The organism is Streptomyces adelaidensis (assembly GCF_016598475.1).
Lineage (GTDB): Bacteria > Actinomycetota > Actinomycetes > Streptomycetales > Streptomycetaceae > Streptomyces > Streptomyces adelaidensis.
The window spans coordinates 1-3,157 of sequence record NZ_JAEMUX010000193.1 but is presented as its reverse complement, the minus strand read 5'-3'; the positions used below and the strand labels follow the sequence as shown (position 1 = coordinate 3,157).

Below are 3,157 nucleotides of genomic sequence, written 5' to 3'. Positions count from 1 at the left end.
CATCAGAAGTCATGTATCGGTAGTGATGTATCGACTACGCCGCAGGCTGTGACAGCCAGCTCGGGAGCGCGTCGAAGTCGTCCTGGCCCAGCGCCAGCAGCATCGCGTCCGCCGGCGTCGGCTCGAACGGCTGCCGCAGCAGCGGCATTCCCGCCTCGACCGGAGTCCGGTTCGCCTTGCGGTGGTTGTCCTCCGCGCACGAGGCGACCGTGTTCAGCCAGCTGTCCGCGCCGCCCTGCGACCGCGGCACCACATGGTCCACGGTCGACGCCCGCCTGCCGCAGTACGCGCACCTGTGCCTGTCCCGCACCAGAACACCCCGCCTCGACCACGGTGCTTGTCTTCGGAAGGGCACCCGTACGTACCTGCAGAGCCTGATCACCCGGGGCGCCGGTATGTCGACCGCAGCTCCGCGCATGCGCAGTTCGGGGTGGGTCTGCTCGACGACGGCCTTGTCCTGCAGCACCAGAACGACGGCTCGGTTGAGCGTCACCGTCGACAGCGGTTCGAAGCTCGCGTTCAGTACCAGCGTGTCCCGCATTCCAGCCCACCTCCTGTGCACCAGCCCGCTCCCCGGCGGGCTTGGATCAACTTTGGCCGGGCACGCCGAGATGGACAACGCAATAAAAAATGCCCGCCTCTGATCACTTCCAAGACCAGAGACGGGCAAACGTTCATTGAACGTCCGGCTTCGTTACTTTTCCGCTACAGCGGCGTACTCACCGAGGAGTTGGGCGCGCGCGAGGGTGTGGAAACGCAGGTTGAATCCGACCACGGCGGGCGAAGCGTCCGAATCCGGACCGAGCTTCTCCTGATCCACGGCGTACACCGTGAAAACATAACGGTGCGCCGGATCTCCGGGCGGCGGCGCGGCACCGCCGAAGTCCTTCGTCCCGTAGTCGTTGCGCACCTGGACCACGCCCTCGGGCAGTCCCTCGAACTTCCCCGAGCCCGCACCCGCCGGCAGCTCGGTCACCGACACCGGGATGTCGAACACGACCCAGTGCCAGAACCCGCTCCCCGTGGGGGCGTCCGGGTCGTAGCAGGTCACGGCGAAGCTCTTGGTCTGCGCCGGGAAGCCCTCCCAGCGCAGCTGCGGCGAGGTGTTCCCGCCCGCGTAGACCTGAGCGTCCTTGAGCGTCGCCCCCGGCTCGACGTCCTCGCTCACCACCGTGAACGACGGCACGGCCGGGTGAAAATCGTGGGGGAGCGGCGGCCTCTTCGGCTCGGTCACCTCGGTACCTCCTGTGGATCTGGGGTGGTCGGTGTGTTCAGAGCCTAGAACCAGCTGCGCTTGCTGCCGACCGCCGACAGCCACTCGTTCAGGTACGCCGCCCAGTCGGTCCCCTGGTAGTCGTGCAGCCCCACCTTGAACGCGCGGAACGAGTCGCTGCCCTCGCTGAACAGACCCGGCTTCTTGTCCATCTCCAGTACGACGTCCATCTCGCGCTCGTCGGCGACGAAGCTCAGCTCGACCTGGTTCAGGCCGTGGTACTGCTGCGGCGGGTAGAACTCGATCTCCTGGTAGAACGGCAGCTTCTGCCGGGTACCCCGGATGTGCCCGCGCTCAAGGTCCGCGTTCTTGAAACGGAAGCCCAGCTGCACGAAGGCGTCCAGGAGGGCCTGCTGCGCCGGCAGCGGGTGCACATTGATCGGGTCCAGGTCGCCGGAGTCGACCGCACGCGCGATCTCCAGCTCGGTGGTCACACCGATGTTCATACCCGGCAGCGTCTGGCCCTGGATCGTGGTGACCGGCGTCTCCCACGGGATCTCCAGCCCGAACGGCACCACATGGACCGCCTCGGCCTTCAGCTCGAAGGCACCACCGAGCCGCTGCTTGGTGAACTCGATGTCCTGCTTGTACTCCGCGTCCTGGCCCTCGACCTCGACCCTGGCCTGCAGACCGACCGACAGCGCCTCGATCTGCTGGTCCACGGAGCCGCCCTGGATCCGCACCTCACCCTGGACGACACCGCCCGGCACGACATTGACCTCGGTCAGTACCGTCTCGACCGAAGCGCCACCGGCCCCCAGGCTCGCGAGCAGCCGCTTGAACCCCATGTCTGTTCCTCCCGTCAGGCAATGCCTGTGTATCTGTGTGTTCTACGTGTGGATCGCTCTGTACGGCGTAGATCCTTGATCCCTACAAACGCAAACCGACGGCGGCCGGTTCCGCGTCCTCACCCTTCCAAGGAGGACGCCCCCCTGGCCACCCGTCGGCCCACACCCGTCTGGACTACGCTCGTACGCCATGATCGCGAGCCCCGACCGTACGCCCCTCGCCCGCGAGTTCTTCGACCGCCCTGTACTGGAGGTGGCGCCGGATCTCCTGGGACGCGTCCTCGTCCGCACCGGCCCCGACGGCCCGATCGACCTCCGCATCACGGAGGTCGAGGCCTACGACGGCGCGAACGACCCCGGCTCCCACGCCTATCGCGGCCGCACAGCCCGCAACGGTGTGATGTTCGGTCCGCCGGGCCATGTGTACGTCTACTTCACCTACGGCATGTGGCACTGCATGAACCTGGTGTGCGGCCCGGAGGGGCGGGCGAGCGCGGTCCTGCTGCGTGCCGGCGAGATCACTCGGGGCGCCGAGCTCGCCCGTAAACGTCGAGTCTCGGCCCGAAACGACAAAGAACTGGCCAAAGGCCCCGCCCGCCTGGCCACGGCCCTGGCCGTGGACCGAGCCCTCGACGGCACGGACGCCTGCACCTCCGATGCCTCGCCCCTGACGATCCTGACCGGTACCCCCGTAAGCCCTGAGCAGGTACTGAGCGGTCCACGCACCGGCGTCGCCGGAGACGGCGGCGCTCATCCCTGGCGCTTCTGGATCGCCAACGACCCGACCGTCAGCCCCTATCGGGCCCACGTTCCCCGCCGGCGCTCAACTTGACTCGTCCCTGGGCGATCCGTAACGTAGCCCGAGCCGCTTGAACCGGTTACGGCTATCAGCCAGCAGCCGAGAGCGGCCAACCCACTACCTACAACATCCCCTCAGCGGGGGCGCATTAGGCATGCCCTAATTCCAGCCCGCAGGACTCAATTATGAGTTGCCGAGGGAATCGGCTAACGTAGTGAATGTCGAAAGGCCGAAAGGGAAACCACAAGGCTCAAGACAGTCGAAAGGCAAAGCCCCCCGACAGGGAATCGGATCGGA

The 3,157-nt window shown here is 66.7% G+C and carries 4 protein-coding genes; 1 reads left to right on the top strand and 3 read right to left on the bottom strand.

The window, feature by feature from the left end; genetic code table 11:
• Positions 1–34 precede the first annotated feature (34 nt).
• The 3 genes from I8N67_RS41150 to I8N67_RS41140 form a co-directional block, all read right to left on the bottom strand.
• Positions 35–541, bottom strand: a complete 507-nt coding sequence (locus tag I8N67_RS41150) for an HNH endonuclease (protein ID WP_200309427.1) — start codon at positions 539–541, stop codon at positions 35–37.
• A 153-nt stretch (positions 542–694) separates the two neighbouring features.
• Positions 695–1,234, bottom strand: a complete 540-nt coding sequence (locus I8N67_RS41145) for a YbhB/YbcL family Raf kinase inhibitor-like protein (protein WP_200309426.1) — start codon at positions 1,232–1,234, stop codon at positions 695–697.
• A 44-nt stretch (positions 1,235–1,278) separates the two neighbouring features.
• Positions 1,279–2,061 (bottom strand): sporulation protein, encoded by a 783-nt coding sequence (locus I8N67_RS41140; RefSeq protein ID WP_200309425.1) that lies wholly within the window; start codon positions 2,059–2,061, stop codon positions 1,279–1,281.
• 190 nt (positions 2,062–2,251) lie between these two features.
• Between I8N67_RS41140 and I8N67_RS41135 the strand changes: the two genes are divergently transcribed.
• On the top strand, positions 2,252–2,893 hold the full coding sequence (locus I8N67_RS41135) for a DNA-3-methyladenine glycosylase (RefSeq protein ID WP_200309424.1): 642 nt from the start codon (positions 2,252–2,254) through the stop codon (positions 2,891–2,893).
• Positions 2,894–3,157: the final 264 nt, after the last annotated feature.